The organism is Streptomyces griseorubiginosus (assembly GCF_036345115.1).
Classification (GTDB): Bacteria; Actinomycetota; Actinomycetes; order Streptomycetales; family Streptomycetaceae; genus Streptomyces; species Streptomyces griseorubiginosus_C.
Genome location: NZ_CP107766.1, coordinates 5420040 through 5444763, shown reverse-complemented (window position 1 = coordinate 5444763; position 24724 = coordinate 5420040). Strand labels below are relative to the sequence as shown.

At 65.4% G+C, this 24724-nt stretch carries 16 protein-coding genes and 2 pseudogenes; 13 read left to right on the top strand and 5 right to left on the bottom strand.

What is annotated here, in order from left to right:
- Positions 1 to 187: 187 nt before the first annotated feature.
- On the bottom strand, positions 188 to 448 hold the full coding sequence (locus OHN19_RS24655) for a helix-turn-helix transcriptional regulator (RefSeq protein WP_330266271.1): 261 nt from the start codon (positions 446 to 448) through the stop codon (positions 188 to 190).
- 351 nt (positions 449 to 799) lie between these two features.
- On the opposite strand from OHN19_RS24655, the gene OHN19_RS24650 reads away from it, so the two are divergent.
- The 6 genes from OHN19_RS24650 (at position 800) to OHN19_RS24625 (ending at position 12672) form a co-directional block, all read left to right on the top strand.
- Positions 800 to 1834: a hypothetical protein gene (locus OHN19_RS24650; protein WP_330266270.1), complete on the top strand. Its 1035-nt coding sequence runs from the start codon at positions 800 to 802 to the stop codon at positions 1832 to 1834.
- 226 nt (positions 1835 to 2060) lie between these two features.
- On the top strand, positions 2061 to 4502 hold the full coding sequence (locus OHN19_RS24645; RefSeq protein WP_330294124.1) for a class I SAM-dependent DNA methyltransferase: 2442 nt from the start codon (positions 2061 to 2063) through the stop codon (positions 4500 to 4502).
- A complete protein-coding gene (locus tag OHN19_RS24640) occupies positions 4499 to 5737 on the top strand; it encodes a restriction endonuclease subunit S (protein WP_330266268.1) in 1239 nt (412 codons plus the stop codon). The genes OHN19_RS24645 and OHN19_RS24640 overlap by 4 nt, the downstream gene beginning before the upstream one ends.
- Positions 5734 to 8820 (top strand): type I restriction endonuclease subunit R, encoded by a 3087-nt coding sequence (locus tag OHN19_RS24635; protein ID WP_330266267.1) that lies wholly within the window; start codon positions 5734 to 5736, stop codon positions 8818 to 8820. Before OHN19_RS24640 ends, OHN19_RS24635 begins: the two co-directional genes overlap by 4 nt.
- Positions 8807 to 9529 carry a SprT family zinc-dependent metalloprotease gene (locus OHN19_RS24630; RefSeq protein WP_330266266.1) on the top strand — a complete coding sequence of 241 codons (723 nt, stop codon included), beginning with the start codon at positions 8807 to 8809 and terminating at the stop codon, positions 9527 to 9529. Before OHN19_RS24635 ends, OHN19_RS24630 begins: the two co-directional genes overlap by 14 nt.
- A complete protein-coding gene (locus tag OHN19_RS24625; protein WP_330266265.1) occupies positions 9526 to 12672 on the top strand; it encodes a DEAD/DEAH box helicase in 3147 nt (1048 codons plus the stop codon). The genes OHN19_RS24630 and OHN19_RS24625 overlap by 4 nt, the downstream gene beginning before the upstream one ends.
- A gap of 513 nt (positions 12673 to 13185) precedes the next feature.
- Here OHN19_RS24625 and OHN19_RS24620 read toward each other — a convergent pair.
- From OHN19_RS24620 to OHN19_RS24605, 4 genes are all read right to left on the bottom strand, one after another.
- On the bottom strand, positions 13186 to 13494 hold the full coding sequence (locus OHN19_RS24620; RefSeq protein ID WP_330266264.1) for a tyrosine-type recombinase/integrase: 309 nt from the start codon (positions 13492 to 13494) through the stop codon (positions 13186 to 13188).
- A 99-nt stretch (positions 13495 to 13593) separates the two neighbouring features.
- Complete coding sequence (locus OHN19_RS24615; RefSeq protein ID WP_330266263.1) at positions 13594 to 17094, bottom strand: S8 family peptidase; 3501 nt, start codon at positions 17092 to 17094, stop codon at positions 13594 to 13596.
- Positions 17095 to 18174, bottom strand: a complete 1080-nt coding sequence (locus OHN19_RS24610) for a CU044_5270 family protein (protein ID WP_330266262.1) — start codon at positions 18172 to 18174, stop codon at positions 17095 to 17097.
- Positions 18171 to 18815, bottom strand: a complete 645-nt coding sequence (locus OHN19_RS24605) for an RNA polymerase sigma factor (RefSeq protein WP_330266261.1) — start codon at positions 18813 to 18815, stop codon at positions 18171 to 18173. The genes OHN19_RS24610 and OHN19_RS24605 overlap by 4 nt, the downstream gene beginning before the upstream one ends.
- A gap of 249 nt (positions 18816 to 19064) precedes the next feature.
- Here OHN19_RS24605 and OHN19_RS24600 point away from each other — a divergent pair.
- The 7 genes and pseudogenes from OHN19_RS24600 to OHN19_RS24570 all read left to right on the top strand — a co-directional run.
- Positions 19065 to 19157: pseudogene (locus OHN19_RS24600) on the top strand (hypothetical protein); the annotation flags it as partial.
- 248 nt (positions 19158 to 19405) lie between these two features.
- A pseudogene (locus OHN19_RS24595) lies at positions 19406 to 19849 on the top strand (tetratricopeptide repeat protein); the annotation flags it as partial.
- A 537-nt stretch (positions 19850 to 20386) separates the two neighbouring features.
- A complete protein-coding gene (locus tag OHN19_RS24590) occupies positions 20387 to 21361 on the top strand; it encodes an STAS domain-containing protein (protein WP_330269698.1) in 975 nt (324 codons plus the stop codon).
- Between the two features lie 220 nt (positions 21362 to 21581).
- Positions 21582 to 22034, top strand: coding sequence for a DUF5994 family protein (locus OHN19_RS24585; RefSeq protein WP_330266260.1), 453 nt, complete (start codon positions 21582 to 21584; stop codon positions 22032 to 22034).
- A 129-nt stretch (positions 22035 to 22163) separates the two neighbouring features.
- Positions 22164 to 23357, top strand: a complete 1194-nt coding sequence (locus OHN19_RS24580) for a PP2C family protein-serine/threonine phosphatase (protein ID WP_330266259.1) — start codon at positions 22164 to 22166, stop codon at positions 23355 to 23357.
- A gap of 96 nt (positions 23358 to 23453) precedes the next feature.
- A complete protein-coding gene (locus OHN19_RS24575) occupies positions 23454 to 24161 on the top strand; it encodes a DUF5994 family protein (RefSeq protein WP_330266258.1) in 708 nt (235 codons plus the stop codon).
- A 234-nt stretch (positions 24162 to 24395) separates the two neighbouring features.
- The gene (locus tag OHN19_RS24570; RefSeq protein WP_330266257.1) at positions 24396 to 24707 is read left to right on the top strand and encodes an STAS domain-containing protein; all 312 of its coding nucleotides are present in this window, start codon (positions 24396 to 24398) and stop codon (positions 24705 to 24707) included.
- Positions 24708 to 24724 lie beyond the last annotated feature (17 nt).

Genomic DNA, 24724 nt, shown 5'->3' with positions numbered 1-24724 from the left:
CGACGACGGCTAGATTGCGCTTCGTAGACGTTGGCTGTTCAGTGTCGCCGCCAGAACACAAGCAGCCGATTCAACTGTCACAGTTCGAATAGTCGCCCAACAGCCGCGCTAGAGGCGCCACAGTCCCCCGTGCGACAGAGCGTGGGACATCCCTTCGATCTCGTAGCGAAGGGTTTTTTCTTTGGAGCTACTCCGGCTGCCCGTTGGGGCCTTCCGGCGCCTTGAGCCCTCGCATTAGGTCACCCGCATCCATGCCCAGCGCCTCGGCGATCTTCAGGATGTTGTGCAAGCTGACGTTGCGCTGGCCGCGCTCCACCTGCCCGATGAACGTCCAGTGCATTCCGCTGTCGTCAGCGAGGCGCTCCTGGCTCTTGCCGAGCTCGTTCCGGCGGGCGCGCACCCGCGCGCCGAACGTCTCCGCTGCGTCTGAGATGGGCTGTTTTGCCATGGCAAGCCCTAGCCCATACGTCCCAAGCCTCAAGATCCAGAGACGATGTATCCCAACTCTCTACATCCCATGACTATGTGTCCTATCCTACTCGTGACCGTTCCCGAACCCTAAGGAGGTGTTGATCATGCTGCGCATCAACGGCAACGGCGGTGGTAGCGGAGGCACGAAGCGCTGACGCTCGCGTCCGCAGTATCCGGAAGCCCCGAGTTCACTCACGCGGCTCGGGGCTTCCTGCTGGACACACCATTGCCCTGACCTGCAAGTTCTGTATAATTGATCTTGTATATGTCGAGCCCGTTAGATCGTCTTTACCAGACTAAGCTTGCCCTGCTCGCGACCATCGTTACGGTGATCGGTGTTGCTCTCATGCTCCTTGCCCACTGGGCGGGCGACGCTGCTGACGGAAACTGGCTCACCAACCTCCCCATCATGGAAGTTGGCTCGGCGCTCTTCACGACCGGCCTCATCGCGGTCTTCTTCGAGTACATCGACCAGGCGGACGCCGAGACCCGTGCCAACCAACGACTCCGAAAAGTCCTCGTCGAGGAAGCACCCGCCATCCGTGACGCCGTAGTGGACGGCTTCGCCTTCGCCCCCGAGTCTCTGACGAACGTCGCCTCTCCTGCGACCCTCGACCGCATCGTCGAGAACACCTTGGGCATCCAGCTCGGCGACAAGGAGCTTGCCGCCGATGCCTACCGAGACTTGAAGGAACAGATCATCGGGGCGCGGCAGCGCCAGGAGGATGCACACGTTTCAGTGGCGCTCGCGCCCTGGAAGAACGGGCCGGCCACCGGCGAGGGCTCGATGTTCGTCGCCACCATCTCATGGGAGTCCTGCGTTACACCGCCGAACCCGGTGCTGCGCTTCTCCTGTGTCTCAGACCTCGACACCTTCCGGGAACTTTCAGCCGATCCAACCTCCACGATCTCCTGGTACTTCCCTCACTTGAACGGACTCGATGCCCGCTCAGCGGAGGTCTTCGAGCTAGTCCAGGTCGCCGTGGACGGAAAGACCCAGAGCATCCGACGCAGCGTCCGGAAGGAAGGGCAGGTCTTCACCTGCACCCTTGACGACGAGACGAAGGCGAGGGACAAGGTGACCGTCTCCTACACCTACCGCGTCCTGGTCCAACGGCACGGCCACACACTCCACCTCGACCTGAGCCAGCCCACCAAGGACTTCCGGGCAGAACTCTGGTACGGCGACTGCGGCATCCGCCGCATGAACGTCATCGACTACCTGTCCGGCCCGCGACAGCCGCGGTACCGCCATCTTGAAGCTTCAGACCCATCCCCGAGCGTCGAAGTGGCCTACGAGGGTTGGACGTTCCCGAAGGGCGGGGTGGCTTTCGTGTGGGTGCTCGACGAGGAACTGTCGTGATCGATTCACTGTCGCCAGCCAAGCCCCTGGGGGATGCGCGCCAACCGCATCCCCTGTCAGTACCCGGCGCTATCGTTGAGGCACTCGCTTGGAGTATCACCACTAGTGACACTACTGTCACGCACTGGCATGCGAAGGATGGGCGCCGAAGGATGGACAGGTCACCCGTACACCTCACCGCAGGATCGCGGTCTGGCTCTGGACTCGATGCGGGCAAGGGGGTGGCGTGGTAGTGGCTCTCAAAAAGTCGGACCTGTACAGCTCGCTGTGGCGGAGCTGCGACGAGCTGCGCGGCGGCATGGATGCCAGCCAGTACAAGGACTACATCCTGACGCTGCTATTCGTGAAGTACGTGACGGACAAGGCCAAGTCCGACCCGAACTCCTTGATCGACGTCCCCGTCGGCGGATCCTTCGATGACATGGTCGCCCTCAAAGGTGATAAGGAGATCGGCGATCGTGTCAACAAGATCATCGGCCAGCTCGCCGAAGCCAACGGACTTGAGAAGGTAATCGACCTGGCCGACTTTAACGACGAGGAGAAGCTCGGCAAGGGCAAGGAGATGCAGGATCGCCTCTCCAAGCTGGTGACGATCTTCGCTGACCTGGACTTTCGAGGTAGCCGCGCTGAGGGCGACGACCTGCTCGGCGACGCCTACGAGTACCTGATGCGGCACTTCGCAACAGAGTCGGGCAAGTCGAAGGGGCAGTTCTACACCCCGGCCGAAGTCTCACGGGTACTCGCCAAGGTCGTCGGTATCGGAGCGGGCACTCGGCAGGACCACACGGTCTACGACCCCACGTGCGGGTCCGGCTCGTTGCTCCTCAAGGTCGCCGATGAGGCCCCACGCGGCCTCACCATCTACGGGCAGGAGAAGGACAACGCCACCTGGGCGCTGGCCCAGATGAACATGATCCTCCATGGCTACGAGGACCGTGACATCCGCAAGGGTGACACAATTACCAGCCCACAGTTCACCCAGGGCGCACGGCTCCAGACCTTCGACTTCGCCGTCGCCAACCCGCCGTTCTCGATCAAATCGTGGAGCAACGGCCTGGAGAACGACTACGGCCGCTTCGAGTACGGTCGGCCGCCGGAGAAGAACGGCGACTACGCCTTCCTGCTGCACATCCTCAAGTCACTCAAGAGCACAGGCAAGGCCGCGGTCATCTTGCCGCACGGGGTCCTGTTTCGCGGTCACGCCGAGGCAGGCATTCGTAAGGAGCTTCTGCGCCGCGGCTACATCAAGGGCATCATCGGCCTGCCTGCGAACCTCTTCTACGGCACCGGTATTCCGGCCTGCGTCATCATCCTCGACAAGGAGAACGCCCAGGCGCGAACTGGCGTCTTCATGATCGATGCCTCCAAGGGCTTCATGAAGGACGGCAACAAGAACCGCCTCCGGAGCCAGGACATCCACAAGATCGTCGATGTCTTCAACAAGCAGACCGAGGTCGAGCGCTACTCGCGTATGGTGCCGCTCCACGAGATCGCCGACCCGAAGAACGACTACAACCTCAACATCCCGCGGTACATCGACTCCTCCGAGCCGGAGGACATCCAGGACCTTCACGCCCACGTTCACGGCGGGATCCCGGATCACGACCTGGACGCACTCAACGGGTACTGGGAAGCGTTCCCGAGGCTTCGTACCACGCTCTTCAAGCCGAACCGCCCTGGCTACAGCGACCTGGCTGTCGGCGTGGCTGAGGTACAACAGGCCATCCTGGACTCCGACGAGTTCCAGAAGTTCGCCATGGACGTACGCGGCCAGGTTGACGACTGGTTCGCCGCGCACCGGCCGGTCCTGCAAGCGCTCAACCCGGACACCGTCCCCAAGGACCTGATCGCTCGTATCAGCGACGATCTGCTGGCCCGGTTCAAGAACACCCCCCTGCTCGACGAGTACGACGTCTACGAGCAGCTCATGACCTACTGGCACGGCGTCATGCACGACGACGTGTTCCTCATCATGAACGACGGGTGGTGTGAGGCGGCGAAACCTCGCAAGGCTATCGAGGACAAGGAGCGCAAGCTTTCCGAGACTCCGGACCTCATCGTGGGGTCGGGGCGCAGTGCCACCAGGTACAAGATGGACCTCATTCCGCCGGCGCTCGTCGTAGCTCGCTACTTTGCAGGTGAGCAGGCCAAGGTCGACGTGCTTCACGCTGGAGCCGAGGAAGCCAGCCGTGCTGTCGAGGAGTACATCGAGGAACACGCCGTCGAGGACGGCCTGCTTGCGGAGGCTATGGATGATGGCAAGATCTCTAAGATTCTCACTTCGACGCGGCTCAAGGTAGCCCGGCACGAGGGAACCGACCCCGAAGAGATCAAGGCGCTGCAGCACCTGATCAGGCTGTACAACGAAGAGTCTGTCGCCAAGAAAGCCGCCAAGGAAGCTCAGGCTGCACTCGATCTCGCAACCCTCAAGAAATATGGTGACCTCAGCGAGCCTGAGATCAAGCAACTTGTGCTCGACGAAAAGTGGGCAGCCACGGTTCGTACTCGTGTCGCGAGTGAGGCCAACCGTCTGACACTTGGCCTCGTTGCTCGGATTCAGCAGCTGGGTGAGCGCTATACGGAAACTGCCGATGCGATTCATGCCGCACTTGAGGCGCTCGAATCAAAAGTAACAAGACACCTCACTGAGATGGGGGTCATGTCATGACAAGCCTCGTGATCACCGAAACGGCTAGCGTTACGCTAGAGGAGATCTCAGCATTCATCACTAAGGGATCCACGCCTACGACACACGGTTTTTCCTGGGAATCCACAGGCGTTCCGTTCCTTCGCAGCGAGTGCGTCTCCGAACACGGTCTGGATATGAGGCAGTCAATGTTCATCTCACCAGCCGCTAATCACGTTCTACGCCGGAGCCAGGTCGCTGACGGAGACATTCTGATGACGATTACCGGCTACGTCGGCCGCGTGATCCGCCTATCGGGTGTCGGTGAGGGGAATATCAACCAGCACATCGCGAGAGTGCGGATCAAGGACAGGCGGTTCGACCCTGGGTACGTCTATCACTACCTGTCGCAACCGTCGATTCGCGAGTACTACGAATCAATTATCACTGGTCAAGCTTATCCACAGATCAGCTTGGTGCAGGTCAGAGAGACCAAGATTCCCGATCTCCCTCTCAAAGAGCAGCAGGCGATTTCTGCTTCATTGGATTCAGCAGATGAATTCATTGCCAAACTCGAGAAAATGTTCGCCAAGAAGCAGGCGATCAAGCAGGGCATGATTCAGCAACTTCTGACCGGAAGGATTCGGATGCCCGGCTTCGTCGAGCCTTGGCGCACCGCCCGGCTCGGCGAGCTTCTGAAGCGACCGCCACGGTACGGAATCAACGCGCCCGCGATTCCGTATTCCATTGATGCACATACCTACATTCGCATTACCGATATCGACGATGCTGGAAACTTCACACCTCGCCCTAAAGTGAGCGTCCGGCAGCCAAGCTCCGCCGACTATCTGCTTAGGGAAGGCGAACTCGTATTCGCTCGCACTGGAGCGAGTGTAGGTAAATCATATCTCTATAATCCGGACGATGGTGAGCTCGTATACGCCGGCTTCCTCATTAATTTGGCTCCGGACCCACAAGCACTTGATCCCGCGTATTTGGCCCTCGTTACGCAAACAGCGCAGTACTGGGACTGGGTGGCGCGCACGTCCGTCCGAAGCGGTCAGCCAGGAATCAACGGGCGCGAGTATGCGCAACTTCAGATCATGCTGCCAGGAATTCGGGAGCAACGCGCTATCGCCAGCACAGTGAATGATATAAGTCGTGAAATGCGCGTGCTCAGCAAACGCCTCGTTAAGGCCAGAGCTGTCAAGCAGGGTTTGATGCAACAGCTCCTGACCGGTCGTACTCGTCTACCTGCCATGGAGGGCGCAGCATGAGTAACGTCGGTCAACCCGAGCGTATGACACAGGATCGTATCGTTGCTCTGTTTCGTGACTCGCTGGGCTACGACTACCTCGGCAACTGGGAGTATCGCGCGGCAAACTCCAACGTCGACGTTGAATTGCTCGCGCAGAACCTCCGTGCCCGGGGCTACAACGACAACCTCATCAACAAGGCGATCGACAAACTGAAGAGCGACGCCTCGCTCGGTGGTGGCCGCGACCTGTACGAGGCGAACCGGGACGTCTACGGCCTGCTCCGGTATGGGGTGAAGGTCAAGCCGGGTGTCGGCGAGCAGACGGAGACGGTCTGGCTTGTCGACTGGGCGCACCCCGAAGCCAACCACTTCGCCCTGGCGGAGGAAGTGACGGTGCTGGGGCAGCATACGAAGCGCCCGGACATCGTGCTGTACGTCAACGGCATCGCCTTCGGGACGATCGAGCTCAAGCGCTCGAAGGTCGCCGTCTCTGAAGGTATTCGACAGAGCATCGGAAATCAGCGTCCCGAGTTCATCCGGTCGTTCTTCACGACGGTGCAGCTCATCATGGCCGGCAACGACGTCGAAGGGCTGCGCTACAGCGCTATCGATACGCCGGAGAAGTATTGGCTAGCGTGGCGTGAATCATCCGATATCGCCGACCCTCTCGACCGGTCCTTGACCCAGCTCTGCTCGAAGGAGCGTCTGCTTGAGCTGGTTCACGACTTTATGGTCTTCGACGCGGGGCAGAGGAAAACCTGTCGGCATAACCAGTACTTCGGCGTCAAGGCGGCTCAGGAGAGGATCGCCAAGCGCGAGGGCGGCATCATCTGGCACACCCAGGGCTCCGGTAAGTCTCTGACGATGGTGTGGCTGGCCAAGTGGATCCGCGAGAACCAGCCGGACGCCCGCGTGCTCCTCATCACTGACCGGACCGAACTGGATGATCAGATCGAGAAGGTCTTCCAGGGGGTCAACGAGGCTATCTACCGCACGAAGAGCGGTGGCGACCTCCTCGCCACCTTGAACGCGAGCGAGGAGTGGCTGGTCTGCTCGCTGGTTCACAAGTTCCGCGGCTCGGAAGACGAGGCCGCCCGCGATGAAGCTGAGAGCGAGTTCATCCGTGAACTGAAAGCGACCATCCCCAAGGACTTCCACGCCAAAGGCAACATCTTCGTCTTCGTCGACGAGGCCCACCGTACGCAGTCGGGCAAGATGCACGACGCCATGAAGGAACTCATGCCGGGCGCCATGTTTATCGGCTTCACCGGGACGCCTCTCCTCAAGGAAGACAAGGACACGACTGTCGAGCGGTTCGGCAGCTTCATCCACACCTACAAGTTCAACGAAGGTGTTGCCGACGGCGTCGTGCTCGACTTGCGGTACGAGGCTCGCAACATCGACCAGGACCTGACCTCGCCGGCGAAGGTCGACCAGTGGTTTGAGGCCAAGACCCGCGGTATGACCGACCTCTCCCGTGCCGAGCTCAAGAAGCGCTGGGGCACCATCCAGAAGGTCGTCAGCTCGGAACCGCGCGCCCGACAGATCGTCAACGACATCCTGCTCGACATGGAGATCAAACCGCGTCTGTCAGACGGACGTGGTAACGCCATCCTCGTCAGTTCGAGCATCTACCAAGCGTGTAAGTTCTACGAGCTGTTCACCCAGGCTGGGTTCAAGGGCAAGTGCGCCATCATCACGTCGTACACGCCAAAGGCCAGCGACATCTCCAAGGAGGACTCCGGCGACGGTGCCACCGAGCGGCTGCGCCAGTACGAGATCTACCGGCAGATGCTCGCGGACCACTTCAACGAGCCTGCCGACAAGGCGATGAGCAAGGTTGAGCAGTTTGAGAGGGAGGTCAAGGAACGTTTCATCAACGACCCGGGCCAGATGCGGCTGCTCATCGTTGTCGACAAGCTCCTGACCGGCTTCGACGCCCCGAGCGCGACGTACCTGTACATCGACAAGAAGATGCAGGACCACGGCCTGTTCCAGGCGATCTGCCGGGTGAACCGCCTTGACGGCGAGGACAAGGACTACGGCTACATCGTCGACTATCGCGACCTGTTCAACTCGCTCGAGTCCGCCATCACGGACTACACCGTCGGAGCCCTCGAAGGCTACGAGGCAAAGGACGTCGAGGGGCTGCTGTCCGATCGGATCGACAAGGCCCGTGACGACCTCGATGAGGCCCTGGAGAAGATCCGGGCGCTCTGCGAGCCGGTCGCACCGCCTAAGAACACCCTCCAGTACCAGCAGTACTTCTGCGCCCGCGAGCAGGGCAACGCCAAGCAGCTCAAGGCCAACGAACCCAAGCGGGTTGAGCTCTACAAGTCTGTGGCGGCCGTGACCCGCGCGTACAGCAACCTTGCTAACGAGATGCAGGCCGCTGGATACAGCGACGCCGAAGCAGCAGCGATCAAGGACGAGATCGCCCACTACGCCAACGTTCGCGACGAGGTGAAACTCGGTGCTGGTGAGAACGTCGACTTCAAGCAGTACGAGGCTGGCATGCGGCACCTGCTCGACACGTACATCAGCGCCAGCCCCTCCGAGGTGGTCTCCGACTTCCAGGAAGCTGGGCTGATCCAGTTGATCGTCGAGATGGGGGCTGGCGCGCTCGACAGGCTTCCCGCGGGTATCAAGAAGGACCCCGAAGCGATGGCGGAGACGATCACCAACAACATGCGCAAGGTGATCATCGACGAGCGCCCGATGAACCCGAAGTACTACGACAAGATGTCGGAACTACTCGACGCCATACTCGAGGAACGACGGCAGGGCGCTCTGGACTACAAGGAGTACCTCGAGAAGCTTCTGGAGCACGCGTCCAACCTCGGTAAGGGCGAATCGGACACCGAGTACCCGGAGTGGGCCGACAACGGTGCCCGCCGCGCCCTGATCGACTTCTTCGATCAGGCGCCGGAGCTGGCCGCGGTGGTGGATACCACCATCCTCCACATCAAGCCCGACTCATGGGTAGGTAACGTGATGAAGGAGAAGAAGGTCAGACGCGCGCTCGCTCAAGCATTGCCGGCCGACTTCGACCGGCTCGATGAACTGCTTGAACTACTAAAGGCACGTCATGAGTACCGCTAGTGCCTATCTCACCATCCGTGGCATCGGCATCGACGTCATCTACAAGAACATCAAGAACCTGCACATCGGTGTCTATCCACCCCTTGGGCGCGTTCGGGTAGCTGCGCCGCACCAGCTCGACGATGAGCAGGTGCGGCTAGCCGTGATCCAACGCCTGCCGTGGATCAAAGAGCAGCGCGAGCAACTCCAATCAGCCGCACGCCAGTCCACACGAGAGATGGTCACCGGCGAGTCCCACTACGTGTGGGGCGTTCGCCGCCGGATGAAGGTCGTTGAACGTCCCGGGCGCGCCCACTTCGAACTCGACGGTGAGCGGCTGCTGCTGTACGTGCCGGCCGGCACAACAGTAGAACGGCGCCGCGAGCTGCTCGATCGTTGGTACCGAGAACAGCTTCGACACGTGATCCCGGACCTGATCACCAAGTGGGAACCAATCCTCGAAGTGTCGGTACCGCGATGGAACATCAAGCGCATGAAGACCAAGTGGGGCTCGTGTAACCGCGAGACCGGGCACATCTGGCTCAACGTCGAGCTCGCCAAGAAGCCCCCGGCCTGCCTGGAGTACATCATCGTCCACGAGATGGCGCATTACCTGGAACGCCATCACGACAACCGTTTTACCAAGCTCATGGATAGGTTTATGCCGAACTGGCGTAGCCTTCGTGACCAGCTGAACAAAGCACCGCTCACAGAGGAACAGTGGACATGACTGACGGTGACAAAAGGCGTCCACGGTTTCGTGGGCTCTTCATTGGAATTAATCGCTACCAGTCGCCGTACATCAGCAACTTGGCCTCCGCTGTGCGCGACGCGACAGCCCTCAACGCCTTGTTCGCCGACAACCTTGGGGAAGCAGACTGCACGCTCGTCGCTGACGCTGATGCCACACTTGAACGCACCCGAGCTGAGCTCGTTAGTCTTCGTACGACCAGCAGTGAAGATGACACTGTCGTAATTGCTTTCTCGGGTCACGGAAGTGACACTCACGAGCTCATCACTTACGACGCTGATCCACACAACCTGGCTGCGACGTCCCTTGCGCTAGACGAATTTACTGAACTTGTTGGAAATATTCCAGCCCGACATCTCGTGGTCGTGCTTGATTGCTGTTTCTCGGGAGGCGCAGGCGCTAAGGTGCTCAAGGCTCCGCTCCTACCGAAAGGTGGTCGCGGAGGCGTTCCACTATCGACCGAGGCACTACTTGACCAGATGGCGGGTACGGGACGGATCATTCTGACAGCGTCCACTGCAGATCAGCCAGCTTGGGAAGATTCACGTCTGGGGCATGGTCTTCTGACATACCACCTGCTGCAAGCGCTTCTCGGGCCGGAAGATATTGCCAACGACGGGTGCATTAGCTTCTACGACCTCCTCAAGTATGTGACACAGCGGGTTGTGGCGAATGCATCGGGTATCGCGCAGGCTCGTCAGGAGCCGACGCTTCGAGGTCGATGGGACGGCGAAGTAATCTGGCCAGTCTTTACGCCAGGCCCGCGCTACGGTGCCCTCTACCCATCACGTGTCGCAGCACCTGTTACTAGCGACATCCGTAGCCTCGCCGAACATGGGTTGTCGGACGAGGTACTGGACGCATGGTCCACGAATCTTCCGGGACTAAATCCGCTTCAGCAATCAGCCATCAATGAGGCGGGCTTGCTAAAGGGCGAGAACATCCTCGTTGTAGCGCCGACTTCTTCGGGCAAAACCATGGTCGGCGAGCTCGCTGCGTTGAACGCTACACAGAAAGGCGGCCGATCGGTCTTCTTGTTGCCAACCAAGGCACTTGTCAATGAGCAGCACGAGCGTTTTACTCGCATCTACGGCGCAGCTGGCCTCCGCGTGATTCGTGCGACCGGTGACATCGGCGACGATGTACCCGCCCTCCTTCGAGGACAATTCGACCTCGCCATCTTGACGTATGAGAAATTCGGCAACTTGGCTTTGACGTTTCCTCACGTCCTGCGTTTGGTATCGGTAGTCGTCATCGATGAGGTTCAGACTATCGTCGACGGATCGCGTGGCGAATATTTGGAGCTACTACTCACACTCCTCAAGAGCCGTAAGGAAGAAGGCATCAAGCCGCAAATCGTGGCTCTATCAGCCGTGCTCGGCGATCTCGGCGGCTTGGATAGCTGGCTTGAGGCAAACCTGCTTCGGCGTGACGAGCGTCCGGTCCCGCTCGACGAAGGCGTACTTGAAGCCAACGGCCAGTACAGGTACATCAATGCGGATGGCGAAGAGAAGATTGAGCAGCTGGTCCCTCCGCAGTACGGAGAATCGAGGGCCCGAACGCTACTGGTCCCACTCGTACGCAAGCTCGTGACCGACGGCCAACAAGTAGTCGTGATCCGAGGCACCCGCGGTGATGCCCGTGGGGCTGCCAGATATCTGGCGGCTGAACTTGGCCTTCAGCCGGCGACACAAGCCCTTGAGCGCTTGCCTGTCGGCGACCCGAGCCTGACAAGTGCCGAACTACGCCAGTGTCTACAAGGAGGCACAGCTTTCCACATCTCCGATCTCGATCGGGAAGAACGCCGCGTGGTCGAGGAGCAGTTTCGGTTGCCAGACAGCCACATCCGGGTGATTGTCGCCACCACTACGCTGGCCCAAGGCGTCAACATGCCCGCCGAGACGGTCGTCATGCCCGAATTGAGCCGACGGACAGGCCGTGATGCGTATTCTTGGTATCGAGTCGCGGAATACAAGAACATTGCGGGTCGCGCTGGGCGACTTGGCCTTGTCGAACACGGGCGTGCCATTGTGCTCACGTATGGAACTGCGAACACCAACGAAATCTGGGACCGTTACATCCGGGGCAATCCAGAGAACGTCAGCTCAACTCTGCTTGATCCGTCAGCTGACTCATACACTCTAGTACTGCGGGTCGTGGCAATTGTATCCGCACGAGTCGAAGGTAGGGCGCTACAGAGTACCGAAGTTGTGTCGGTATTGTCGAACAGCTTCGCTGCTCACCAGGCACGGCTGTCAGGAAAGAGTAATGCGTTCGATCCGGAGCGCACTGGACAGATTCTCCAGGAACTGTGCCGCGTCGGATTTATTGACGACGTAGGTAACGATGAGATTCGCCTAAACTCGCTCGGGGTGATCGTGGCTCAGAGCGGACTTACCGTTCGATCTGCCATTCGAGTAGCCAATATCCTCCGGAGTGTTCGGCCTGAAGAATTGAATCATGCAACACTTATCTCCGTAGCTCAGTTGACTCAGGAGCTCGACGAGACACGACTGGTGGTTAACACCCGGGGTGTACGCACAGAACTCAACACCTTCATCAGTGCGTTGCATCGCCAGCATGTTGCATTTAGCGTCATTAACGCATTTAGTAACAATGGTGACGCAGTTGCCACGGCAGCACGCGCAAAGAAAGCCGTTGCATGTCTCCTATGGACGAATGGTGTTGCGTCCGCGCAGCTCGAGCGAACCGTCATGCAGCACTGGAGGGACAGAAACGCAATCGGGCCAGTCCGTGCCGTCGTGAACAGGACACGCGATGTCATCGGCGCCATTATTAGTATCGCTACCGAAATTCATCCGGCGGCAGACTTGACGAGCCTTTCATTTTTGATTCCTGCCCAACTCGAGCTCGGCGTTCCGGCTGGTCTCGCTTCGCTTGCACTTGCTGGTGCAAGTCTTGAACGTGAGCACTACTTGCGCCTTACCGAAAACGGCTTCACTAGTGCTGAAGTGATCGATAAATTGGAAGACGCTCACCTATTGGAACTTCTCAGTGGAGATGCCAAGCGCCTTCGAATGCTGCGCAGCGCTGTAGGTGAAGTTCTGAACGGCGATACCGAGCCGAGCCTGGATGATCTCCTCCCAGATCCAGCCAGCTAATCTCATGGCGCATTAGCTCGCAGGCCCTCGCATCCTCACTCCCGCCCGCTTCAACGCCTTCCACACCGTGCTGCCGCTGATACCGAACTGCTTCCCAATTTCGTTCGTGCTCAGTCCCTGCCCGTAGAGTTCTTTCGCTTGCTCGACCCTTGCCGCTGTCATCTTGACCATTGGCCGTTTGGCGACGCCTGCGCGCTCCAGATGCCGGTCTACTGTGTGGCGATGGACGCCGTACCGTCGAGACAGTTCGTTCATCTCAGCTCCGTGTCGGTACGCCTCTACAAGCTCCGCCACCTCGTCGGGCGACAGCATCCGGCACTCACGGATCTCTGTCGCTACTGCCGGATCTGGCAGTAGCGGCTCTACCTGCGGCAATGCCGCCCCACCAGCCTGTTCCAGCGCCTTCAGTAGCCGCGCTAGGGGCTTACCGGGGTTCGAAAGGGAGTCACGGAGGCGCACAGGCAGAAGGGCCAGCTCAGGAGGGGGTTCCTCCAAGGCCGGCCCTTGGCCATTTCAGGCGCCGTGCCACATCCATGCCACTACGAGTCCGCCCGATCCTTTTCGGAGGGCTCGGGGGGTGGCCGCTTTCCCACCGCCCCGGATCACGGCCCCGAGCCGGTCCGCGATGGCCGGTCCCGGTCGCTGGTCGTGTGCTGGTGGATCAAGCGCGGCTCGGGAGCTGCTGTGGCCCATGCGCGTCATCAGCTCCCGGGTGCCGGCTCCCGCCGTCGAGGCGAGCGTGTTGGCCGTGTGCCGAAGGTCGTGGAAGTGCAACTCGGCCGTGGCACCCGCAGCCTTCCCCCAGTCGTCGCTCCGCCGCAATTTCCCGCCTCTGCGGATCGGCGAAGACGTGTGTCCCGGTCGGCAGCGGCGAAGGGCTCCAGATGGTGCGTGACCGCGTCGAGGAGTGTCCAGACCACGTCAGGTCAGGAGGTATGCCTTCAGGATCGTCACCGCGTAGGTGTTGCCGGTGGTGTCGGTCAGGGTGGATGTGAGGGAGACCGAGCGGGCGTTTTCCGGGTGGGTCAGGATGAGGGTCCTTTTGCCGTGGGTGGTGGTCACCGGGGCGGGGGACCATGTCCTGCCGGCGTCGTAGGAGACCTTCACCGTCAGGGATTTCAGGTCAGTGGCCGCCGGGCCCTGGAGGGAGAGGGGGATCGTGGTGCGGCGGCCCGCAGGGGCCGTGCCGGTCTGGGTCAGCTTCGGGTGGAAGCGGACCGTGGAGAGGGGCAGCGAGCCGGAGTCGGACGGGCTGGACGTGAAGGTCCAGGCCGCTGTCAGGCGGCTCGTGGTCACGGCCACGCCTGGCGGGCGGGTCAGGTTCGTTCGGATCGTGTAGCGGGCCGGGACGGACGGGAGTTTCTCCACGGTCTGGCAGAGGTCACCGTCGTTGTCGAGCAGGGTGCTGCCGTCCGCGGTGACCGTGGTGTGGCGTTTCGCTGTGGAGAAGGCGGGGTGTCCGCTCCCGTCGGCGAGGTCGGGGACGCACAGGTCCAGGGTGTCGCCGTCGCGCTGTGCGCCGTACGGGCCGCCGGTGATCGGGCTGAAGACACCGACGTTGTACGTGGCCGCGTAGGTCCGGCCCGCCCGGTACGACCTCGCGCTCTCCGTGCCGTAGAAGACGTCGTCGTCCTCCCCGGAGGCGTTTCGCTGGCCCAGGTTGGCCGTCCACTTGAAGCCCTTGGGCGTGGTGACGTAGATCTTCGCGGTCGTCGGCAGCGGGAAGGGCGCGCTCACAGTGCCCAGCGACAGGGTGGGGCCGCTCCACAGGACGTTGACGATGCCCTTCCGGTGCGCGACGGACGAGCCGAAGTTCCGCTTCAGCAGGGCCAGTTCGTCCATGCGCGTGGTATGCCGATAGCCGGTGGGGAAGCGGTCGGGCAGGTTGTGGAGCAGGTGGTAGGTGGTGCTGCCCTTCTGCCAGAGGCCGCCGAGCTGCGTGCTGAGCCTCCCGGCCGGGGCGGTCGGTCCCAGCGTCGCTGTGCGCAGGTTCTTGAACGTTCCCCAGAACAGGGTGCTGTTGTGCGGTTCGCTCCCGGTGTCTCCGGTGCCCACGGCGAGGTTGAGCTGGCCGTCGGACATCTTCGCGCCCCGCGGCGCGGTGATCCCGACCGGCTTCGCCTTGCGCGCGTCGAGGACGACCGTGGTGTCCCCGGTCAGCGAGAGCCGCGGCCGGACCAGCGCGGAGGTGCCCCCGGCGTCGTCCAACACGGTGTCCACGACGTAGTCGCCGCGCGGGACCCGCACCCGGTACACGCCCTTGGAGATCTGCTCGTAGTCCGCGAGGTTCGTGGTCCAGTACGTGCCCGAGTACCCGAGGATCTCGGTCAGCGGCGCGCTCACGGGCCGGCCGCCGCTGTCGAGGAACTTCAGGGTGAGGTCGTATGCCTCGGCCTCCCGTATGACGCCGAACGCGGTCCGTACGACAGCGGGTTCCGCGCCGTCCCGTGCGGTGGCGACCAGCGTGCCCGAGTAGGCGCCGTCCGCCGCCTCGACGCGGGTGTCCGCGGTGAGGTCGACGTCGGCGGTGCCGCCCGCCGGGACGGTGAGCTGGGTGGTGCTCAGCGTGAACATGCCTGCGGGGGCCGTGCTGCCTCCGGGGCCGGTCGCGGTGGCCGTCAGGTCCAGGGTGACGGGGTGGTCGCCGTCGTTGCGGTAGGTGATGTGCTGGGTGACCGGCCGGTCGTCGGTGTGGGGCCACCGCTGCTTGCCGAAGGACACGGACGTCTGTTCGCTCGCCACCACCCCCTGAAGTGCCCGGGACACGTCGAGCCGGCCCGTCCCCTGCTGGTAGCCGGTCGCGCCGGTGGTCGGGGTGGTGGACGCGGTGAGCGCCTGCTTGATCCGTGCGCCGGTCCAGTCGGGGTGCCGCTGGGCGAGGATCGCGGCCGCCCCCGCGGCATGCGGCGTCGCCATCGACGTACCGGACATGGAGACATAGCCGTCGGCGGCCGGGTCGCCCATGTGGCCGTGCGCCGCCCTCGCCGAGACGACGTCCACGCCCGGCGCCGTGAGGTCCGGTTTCAGCGCGCTGTCGGCGGTCGGGCCGGTGCTGGAGAAGTCGGCGAGCCGGTGCTCGCCGTCGACGGCGCCCACGGTGAGCGCCGACTCCGCGGCCCCCGGGGAGCCGACGGTTCCCGCGTCGGGGCCCTCGTTGCCGGCCGCGGCGACGGTGAGCATGCCGGTGCTCTTCGAGAGGGCGTTCACCGCCGCCTCGACCGGGTCCTCCCCCGGCGTGTCCTCCTGGCCCAGGCTGAGGTTGGCCACCTTGGCGCCCTGCCCGGCGGCCCACTCCAGGCCGGCGATGACGCCGGAGTCGCTGCCCTCGCCGCTGTCGTCCAGCACCTTGGCGTCGAGGATCCCGGCGCCGGGCGCGACGCCCTTGTACCGGCCGCCGGACCGTGCGCCGGAGCCCGCCAGCGTCGCGGCCACATGAGTGCCGTGGCCCGCCATGTCGTCGGTGCTGCCGGTGCCGGTGAAGTTCTTCGAGGCCTTCACCGCCGAGGCGAGGTCCGGGTGGGTCGTGTCGATGCCGGTGTCCAGGACGGCGACCTTGACGCCCCTCCCGTCGTATCCGGCCGCCCAGGCGGCGGGGGCGCCGATCTGCGCGACGCCGCCGCCCGTCTCCCCGGCCTTCGCCGCCTCCCCGATCTTCGCCGTCTCCCCGGTCTTCGCCGTCTCCCCGGCCGCCGCCGCCTCCCCGGCCGTCGCGCCCTCTTCGTCCGCCGGCGCCTTGAACCGGCCGTCCAGCCAGACCCGCGCGACTCCCTGCTCCTCGGTGAGGGCCTGCCACATGTCGTCGGCCCCGGCCTTGGGCACGGTGATCGCGGCGCCCGCCACGCTGGGCAGCTCCCGGCGCACGGTGGCGTCGGCGTCCGCGACCAGTGACTTCTGAGTGCTCCTGCGCTGGGCGGACTTGCCCTCGTACGACACGATCAGCGGGAGCGTGCCGCGCCGGGTGTCGTCGTAGCCGGCGCGTATCAGGCCGCTGACGTCGAACAGCCGCATGTCCAGGACGCCTTGACCGATCAGGGCGGCGGCGTCGGCGGGAACGACGTACTGATCGCCCCCGACGCCGCGCACGGACACCGGGACGTGCTCACGGCCCGGTGCCCGCCGTACGCCCGTCACCCGGCCCCGGGCGTCCAACCGGACCCGGTCGCCGGTGAGGAGGGTGACGTACCGGCCGGCCGCGGAGGCGGAGCCGGTGGTCCGCGCGCCGGAAGCGGAGCCGGCGGTCCGGGAGCCGAGGGCGGGGCTGCCGGGGGCCGCGCCGAGGGCGGAGCCGCCGGGCGCCGCGACCGTGACGGTGTCCTCCGTCCGTACGCCGAGGCCGGAGCCCGTGGCCGCCACCGAGACGCCCGTCATCAGCCCCGCCACCAGCAGGGCGGCCAGTGAGGCGCTCGTGGTTCTGTCGCGCATTCAGCTCACCTGCCCGGGGAGCTGCTTGTTGGCGTCGACGACCGCGCGCTCGGTGATCGCGCTGGTGTGCGTGACGGTACCGATCTTGAGGGGATTGCCCGCCGTGGCCTTGACCACCACGATGCGCTCGCCGAGGAACCGCAGGGTCTTCTTGTCGAAGATCCACTCGATGCGCTCGCCGTCATTCTCCCGCGCGATCGCGACCCCGTGCCGGCCGGTGGCGTCGACCGCGTCATTCACCGCGACGACGCCGGGGATCTTGGCCGCGGCCTTGTAGAGGGCGGCGCCGACCTCAGCGGGCGGGTAGCTCTCGAACAGCAGATCGCCGATCGCGACGAAGGCGGCCTGGTCGCGCGGGACTTCGGGGTCCCGGACGGCGTCCGACTCCTGGTAGATCTTCCGCAGCAGCGCCGCGGGGTCGGTCGGCAGCTTGGCCAGGGCGTTGTAGGCGCCGCTGAAGGGGACGTCGCCCTTCAGGGTGATGCCCTTGTCGCCGGTCTCACCGGCCTCGATCAACCAGCCGTCCCTGCCGTCGAGGGAGTTCCAGACCTGGCGGGAGTGCAGCTCGCTGCTGACCGCCTTGCTCTTGTCGCCGACGGTCTTGATGTAGGTGTCGGCCACCTTCGAGGCGATGTAGACGTACTGGCCTTTGTGCGCGGTGGGCTCGGAGGTGTCGGCGGCGGCCAGGGAGATGCGGTCGAGGAGCTGGGGGGCGCCCTTGGCGTCGGCGGCGCCGATCCGGGTGGTCAGTGCGGGGCCGGTGGCCAGGGCGGTGCGGCCGTCGTCCGCGCCGCCGCCGGTGAGGGCGAGGCCGCCCGCGACCGCGCCGGCCAGGGCGAGGGCCGCGGCGGGCAGGAGGATCGCACGGCGCAGGAACGGGTTGGAGCGCTTCACAGGCGCGACCGGGGAGGTGGCGGACGTGCGGGAGGGGGTGCGGAGGTCTTCGTGGATCCGGGCCATCATCTGCTCCTTGTGGAACTGGTGGCGGCCCGCCGGCAGATCCCGCTCGGCGGAGGGCAGCAGACTCTGCGTCTCCGTCCACTCGGCCGGGTGGGGCCGGTGGGAGGGGCTGGCGTTCATCGGTTTCCTTCCTGTGCGGACCGGACCGCGTATCCGCGATCACCTGTTATCTGCCGGTTCGTGCGGGTGGGTTCCCGTTTTTCTCCGAGCAGTTGCGCGTCGGCGAGCTTGCGCAGCCGGGCGCGGGCGCGGGAGAGGCGGGAGCGGACGGTGCCGACCGGGATGCCGAGGGCGCGGGCCGCCTCGGCGTACTCCATCCCCTCCCACAGGCACAGCGTCAGGACCTCGCGCTCGGGACGCTTGAGCAGGCTGAGGGCGGCGAGCGTGGCGTTGATACGGCGCCGGTCGTCCAGGCGGCCGGCGGTCTCCTCGGCGTGGTCCTCGACCCGTTCCTCGGCGGCGTGCGCGGCCGCCGCGGCGCTCGCCGCGTTGCGGTAACGGCGGTTGCTGCGGTGGTGGGAGCGGGCGACGTTGGTGGCGATGCCCAGCAGCCACGGCCGCAGCGAGCCGCCTTCGTCCTCGACCGAGGCGCGGCGCCGCCACGCCTCCATGAAGGTCGTCGACATCACGTCCTCGGCCAGCGACCAGTCGGCGGTCAGCCGGAAGGCGTGGTTGTACACCGCGCGGGCGCACTCGTCGAAGAGTTCCGCGAAGGCGTCCGGATCTCCGTTTCGCACCCGGGTTCGCATATCTGTGGTCACGTCTTGAACTGACGTACGGTGCGGGCGAGTTCCGGTGAGACACGTCACAGCCGTCGCACAGGTCACCGGGGCGGTGACAGCACGAGGACTCGGTGGACATGGCAGCCGCTCACCCGCGCACCGCTCAGGCTGCGAGGCCCGAAAGCAAGGCGCCCGATCTGACGCGGGACCCGGTCCGGGGGTGCGCAGGCCGGTCGAGAAGCTGTTGGAGGTGTCGAGGCCGAACGCGGGCGCGGAGCAGGCTGATCCGGCAAGGTCCACCCCGAGCGGGTCGCCGCGATCGTCAAGGGCATGGCGGAGGGCTGTGTGCTCGCCGGGTGCGCCCTGGTGGGAGGCGGGACGACGTCTCGGCTGGAAGGTGACCACTCACCTCGTCGGCGGAAGGCCCTGCCTCCTCGACGAGCGCGAGGTACCTGAGGAGATCGAGCAGCTGGCTGGGATGCGGCCGCTGCTGCGATCGACCGAGCCCGGGAGGAAGGCCGCCGGCCGCGACTGACCTGATCCGAGAACGACGCGAGGGGCACCCCACCGCATCAGCACGGGTGGGTGCCCCTTCGCATACGGCGCTCCGGCACAGGTCAGGCACACATCACGCGGCACCGACGTCCAGGACGGCCATGTTCTCGGCGGCCTTGCGGGCCTTCCAGCCCCATCATCGCGTCGACCTCGTCGAAGGCACCCTCAGCCGTGCACTCGGCCACGTGGACGGCCAGATCGAGGCGCTACTCCACATCACCCGCGCCTTCGCCACAGTCCACGAAAGGAAACCCGCAGCGGCCCGCGCCCGGCTCGCCGCCGAAGACGCTCTGCTCCGCGACGACGGCCCCCAGGCCGGCTTCTCCCTCGTCAGCGACCCCGCCGCCGGCACCGTCGCCGTCCACACGGCCCGCACACCCACCGACCTCGCCGATCACCTCGGACCCTAGCGACAGCACCGCGACGCGCTCGTCCGCCGCAATCCTGAGAAGTACGGGCGCGTCCACGCCCTGACCTACGCCGACCTCGGCGACAGCCTCGCCACCCAGGCCCGCGCAAAGACCAAATCCCTCCGGAGCGGAACGTTTCGCCCAGATGGGTGCGGAGACCCAGTGAGCGGAGGTCGCGTCGCGTGCGGGTTCGGAAGTGAGCTGGCATTCAATTCGTCCACCCGCTCTGCCGTCCGGCTTCGATCGCGGGCGGCAGCGCTGTGCCGTGTTCAGGGCACTGCGCGGCGGCCAGCGCTGGTCCCGGAGCCGGCGCACATCCTGTGGCGCCTGCCGCGACAGGACAGGGGCGGGGTGGCGCCCCTGCCCTTACCCCGCCGGCCCTCGGCTGTGAGGTGCGCGCCCTTCGACCCAGCCGCTTCCGGTTGCGGCCGACGTACGGTTGAAGTACCGAGGGCATCACGCACTCCGGCCCCCACGCCGGGTCGTCCTCGGCGAGAGACGAGTGAATCCGGGCCGCCCCCGTGGTCGGCGCGGAGACGGGTCGCCACCATGTCCGCCGCGGTCGGAACACCTCAGCGAGCCAATCACGGCAGGAGCCGCGCGGAGCGCCTGCGTAGCTCCGCAACCCCGCCGAGGAGAGACGTGGTGACCCTTTCCCGGCTGGACATCCATCGGCGGAACCGAGGAGAGCAAGCGCTCGTCACGCTTGCCGGTGACATCGGGCCGGCCACCACGCCGCTGCTACGGGCCGCAGTGGAGCAGTGTCTGCTGGACGGCGTCACCGAGATCGACATCGACCTGACCACGGTCGGCTCCTGCGACGCCAGGGGCTTGGACGTCCTCCTGTCGGCAGCTCGGCGCGCCGGCCGGGTCGACGCTCGCCTGCGGCTGCACCATCCGTGCGCTCAGATCGCCCGGCTCCTCGATGCCACCGGATCGACTTCGCTGCTCCTCATGGCCCCCGTGAGTCCCGTGCCGCCCACCGCGTCCAGCGACCTCATGAGTACCGCGGCGCGGGCGCCCGAGGACCTCGCTCGTCGGCGGGACCAGCCGGCCCTCAGGGACGGCATCCGCCTTCGCCGACTGACCCGCCGGCAGGCAGAAGACATGCGCGAGGACATCGCCGACCTGGCTGCCGAGTCCGTCGCGGGCACCGGGGGAGAGGCATACCACGACCGCGGAGACTTCCTGCACCGCTTGGCGGCCACCGCCCACCGCCCAGGCTTCGCCCTGCTGGTCGCCGAGACGACCGTGCTGGTCGGTTGCGCCTTCGGTTTTCCGGCGGGCTCTGACGGCTCCGACGGCCGGCAGGGCGGCGGAACGCTCCGGGAGATCATCCAGCGGCTCACTTCCCGGGCACGGTTCGTCGTCCTCACCCAGGTCGTGGCCCATCCGCACGCACAGCACCGCGACATCGCCCGCCGGCTGCAACAGCGTCTGCTCACAGACCTGCACTCCTCCCTCGGGGTCACCCTGCTGCATCCTGCCGACCAGGCAGGACAAGCCGCCTTCTCGTCCTGGGGCTGGCAGAACATGGGTGAGGTCGTGGGGCTGCACGGCGCCGTCGCCCCCTGCGTGCTGACCTTGTCCGCCGAAGGACAGCCCTTGGCACGCCGGTGATGCGGCAGTGCGATGGCCGCCCGCCACGCCACCTGCCACAGCCGGGAGTAATCTGAGACATACCGAGAACTTCCGGGCGCACGATGCCGACGGCGCCGTTCCCGGCGATTGACATGACACGGGCAGCCGGAAACCGCACGGGTCGGAACGGGATCGCACGATGCACGCCATCACAAAGCCCGCCGAAGGTACGGCACCAGGTGACGGACACTCCTACCGCATGCCCTTGCCCCGGCTGCGCCTCACGCCGGACGTCAGCCATGGCCCACTGGACGGCGCATGGTGGCCGCGCTGCGACGCCCTGGAACTGGAGCTGCCCGTACTGGTCGGCTCCCTGGATCCGGGCATCGGCACCATCACCCGCGTGACCGTGGGGACGGCCGCCTGGCCCGATGCCCCGCAGGAGGTGATGGCGCCCGGCCACGTGATCGAGGTGGTGCTGACCGATTCCGCCGCCGAGGCGCACGCCATCACCGTGGAATGCGGCACCGTGGGGAGCTGGGAACTGCTGGTGATCCCCCCGGACGAACCGGCCCGAGTGGCCACCAGGCTGCTGACCGCTGCTGCCGACCCCGCGAACCCGCTGTCGGCTCCGCGCCTGCTGGCACTCGCCGAGGGCGGCCTCGACGGACAGGACACATGGGAGTCGGAAGGCGGACCCGGACCCGGGTAAGCAGCCCGGCCGACTCCGCCCGAACGGCGGGCCGGGCGGACACGACCGCATGATGGAGCCATGGCACCGACAGATCCTTCGCCATCAGGGCCCACCCCCGCCCGAAGCGTGACCGCGGAAGGTGAGGCGATGGCCGCAGGACGGCGCCCGGACCGGTCCGAAAGCTTCGGGGAGGCGCTCCTCGGAAAGATCCTCGACGGCGCGCACGAACTCCCGCCCCATCTCATCGGACCCCTGGTCGCCGACGTGGTGGACCGGCTGGGTGGCCGCCGTCCGCAGGTGCTGTTGCAGGACTACGGCCAGTTGGTGCTCGTACCGCTGCCCGGTGAGGGCCTCACCGGCGGGGAACCCGAGGTGATCGACGGCTCCGAGGCGGGCCGCTGCTTTCTCGACGCGGTCTCCGTGGAGGTGCCCCAGGAGGACGGCGTCCGGGTCCATCTGCCTCTGCTCGACGGCGGTGACCAGGTGGGGGTCATGGCGGTGACGCTGGACAGCGTCGATGACGACGACCGCCGCCTGCTGCTGAGAATCTCCGGTCTGGTGGCCGACCTGCTGGTGACCAAGCACGGCTATTCCGACCTGTTCTTCGACGTGAGACGCGATGAGGGGATGAGCGTCGCCGCCGAGATCCAGTGGTCCCTGCTGCCACCGCTGGCCATGATCATGCCCCGGGTCGCTGTGGCCGGGATCCTGGAACCCGCCTACGACGTGGGCGGCGACAGCTTCGACTACGCGCTGAACGGCGACGTCCTCCACGTGGTCATGATCGACGCGATGGGGCACGGACTGGACGCGGCCACGATGGCCACCGTGGCCATCGGCGCCTACCGCCACGCCCGCCGCGCCGGCATCGGACTGTCGGAGATCTACGAGTTCATGGACCGCGCCGTGGCCGAGCAGTTCGGCCCCGAGCATTTCGTCACCGCGCAGATGCTTCAGCTGGACACGACGACGGGGCGGGTGCGATGGGTCAACGCCGGGCACCCGCCGCCGATCCTCGTCCGCGACCACCGCGTCGCACAGCGTCTGGTCGCCCCGACGACCCTTCCCGTCGGCCTGGGCGGTTCGGTGCCTCGGATCAGCGAGCTGGGGCTGGCTCGCGGGGACCGCGTCCTCTGCTTCACCGACGGAGTGGTCGAGGAGCACAGGAGCGGCGAGGAGGAGTTCGGCGAGGACCAGCTGATCGACTGCGTGAACCAGCTGGAGAGGACCGGACGGGGCATCCGGGCGGTGACGCGGTCCCTGTCCCACACGCTCAAGCAGGCGAGGGGCGGGCGGACCAGCGATGACGCGACGCTGCTCATGGTCGAATGGCGCGGCTGACCCCTCACCCCCGCCGTCCGACACCGTTGCGCCGGCCGCGCCCGGTACTCACTCCAGGCGGCCGCTGCTCCGCGCCGCGGCGGAGCGCGGAGTAGTGTGGACAGTACCGAGAGCATTTCGCACACCGGCTTCCACGTCGGGTCGTTCTCGGCGAAAGATGAAACCCGGGCCGCCGCAGAGGCGGCCCGGAGACGGGTCCGCGTCATGCCGGCGACCTTGCACCCAACCCTGCCGCACCCCGAGCCCGTCGCAGCCCCGGCCGCGCGTCTCGCCCTGAAGACCGACGGCACCTCCCGCGGGCTCCTGGACGGAGCCTGGTGGCCCCGCTCCCGGGATCTGCTGAGCGAACTGCCCGCACTCACCGACGTGTTGGACCCCCGGTGGGGTCGCATCACCCGGATCGCCGTCAACCCGGAGCACTGGCCGGTCATCCCCCGCAAGGTTCCCGTGCACGGCCACATCGTCAAGGTCGGCTGGTTCACCCCGGAGATCGACCCGCACAAGCTGCTGCTGCTCTCCTACGGCACCGGCCGCTGGGACCTGCTGATCATCCCGCCCGAGACCGGGGCGGAGGCGGCGGCCCGGCTGATGGCAGCCGCGTCCGACCACGACGGCCCGCCCCTGACCGCGAGCGCACTCGTCGCCGCGGACGAGGCCCGGCACGGCGTCCTGACGACCGGACCACTGGACCCGGACGAGGCATGGGAGTACGAGGGCGGCGCCTCCGCGGTGTCGGTGTCAACGGCCGTTCCGCAGCAGGCCGGTCCCTCCGGCCGGGCCGACCGCCTGATCATCGGCATGTGAGGTGGTCGTCATGGACGGCTACCTGACAGTCAGTGCCTGCCTCGTCCTCGTCACAGCGGCGGCTTACGTGATCCACCGGCTCGACCTCCCGCACGCCGACGAAACATCGCCGGGGACTGGTACAGCGCCTCCCGGTCCGGTGGCCGCCGCAGAGCCCCTCAGGCGCCACGGCACCACGGGCGACCGCCCGGGCGCCCCACCGGCCACCCGGCCGCGCCGCTGAACCGAGGCGTCATGACCCTTCCGCAGCTGAACATCTACCGGCACGACCGGGGCAGGCGGGCACTGATCACCCTGGCCGGCGAGATCGACCCCGCCACCGCGCCCCAGGTACGCGCCGCTCTGGAGCGGTGCCTGCAGGACGGCATCACCACCATCGACGTCGATCTGACCACCGTCGGCCGCTGCGACAACAGCGGCCTGCGCGTCTTCCTCGACGCGTCACGGCGCGCCGCCGGGATCCACGCGTCCCTGCGGTTGCACCACCCGTCCGCACAGACCACCCGGTTGCTCGCGGACACCGGTTCCGCTCGTCTGCTCCTGTGATGAGACCGGGAGAGCGC

Coding starts and splice junctions, on each gene's coding strand:
- OHN19_RS24635 (WP_330266267.1), top strand. CDS start 5,734: ATGAGTAACGTCGGTCAACCCGAGCGTATGACACAGGATCGTATCGTT.
- OHN19_RS24625 (WP_330266265.1), top strand. CDS start 9,526: ATGACTGACGGTGACAAAAGGCGTCCACGGTTTCGTGGGCTCTTCATT.
- OHN19_RS24570 (WP_330266257.1), top strand. CDS start 24,396: ATGACCCTTCCGCAGCTGAACATCTACCGGCACGACCGGGGCAGGCGG.
- OHN19_RS24585 (WP_330266260.1), top strand. CDS start 21,582: ATGCCCTTGCCCCGGCTGCGCCTCACGCCGGACGTCAGCCATGGCCCA.
- OHN19_RS24580 (WP_330266259.1), top strand. CDS start 22,164: ATGGCCGCAGGACGGCGCCCGGACCGGTCCGAAAGCTTCGGGGAGGCG.
- OHN19_RS24630 (WP_330266266.1), top strand. CDS start 8,807: ATGAGTACCGCTAGTGCCTATCTCACCATCCGTGGCATCGGCATCGAC.
- OHN19_RS24615 (WP_330266263.1), bottom strand. CDS start 17,094: ATGCGCGACAGAACCACGAGCGCCTCACTGGCCGCCCTGCTGGTGGCG.
- OHN19_RS24640 (WP_330266268.1), top strand. CDS start 4,499: ATGACAAGCCTCGTGATCACCGAAACGGCTAGCGTTACGCTAGAGGAG.
- OHN19_RS24610 (WP_330266262.1), bottom strand. CDS start 18,174: ATGAACGCCAGCCCCTCCCACCGGCCCCACCCGGCCGAGTGGACGGAG.
- OHN19_RS24655 (WP_330266271.1), bottom strand. CDS start 448: ATGGCAAAACAGCCCATCTCAGACGCAGCGGAGACGTTCGGCGCGCGG.